A 370-nucleotide genomic window follows, 5' to 3' on the forward strand; every position below is an offset into this window, starting at 1 on the left:
GCCGCGTCCGCGCCGGGGCCGGAGGCCCGCGGTGCTGCGCCTGGTCGGCGAGCTGCTGCTCACCGGCGGTGTTGTACTGGCGCTGTTCGTCGGGTACTCTCTGTGCTGGACGGACCTGATCGCCAACCGCCCTACCCATCTCCAAACCCACCGGCTGCGCGGCGGCTGGTCCACCCCGGACGTCCCCGGCCGGTCCGGCCCGGCCGGGACTAGCGGCGCGGCCGGCGCGACCGGCCGGTCGGGTACGGCTGCGCAGGCGCCGCCGCCCGTCTACGAGGCGGGGGAAGGTGTCGGCTTGGTGCACGGCCCCGCGCTCGGCCGGGGCTACCAGGCGCTGATCCGGATGGGCACTGGCAGGGAGGTCCTCGCC

1 protein-coding gene is annotated in these 370 nt (G+C 76.5%); it reads left to right on the forward strand.

Annotated features, from left to right (window positions below; translation table 11 throughout):
- Positions 1 to 31 precede the first annotated feature (31 nt).
- Positions 32 to 370 (forward strand): hypothetical protein (locus tag UK12_RS33620; protein ID WP_442973919.1); only part of this gene is annotated, 339 nt, incomplete at its 3' end.

The organism is Saccharothrix sp. ST-888 (assembly GCF_000955975.1).
Taxonomy (GTDB): Bacteria; Actinomycetota; Actinomycetes; order Streptomycetales; family Streptomycetaceae; genus Kitasatospora.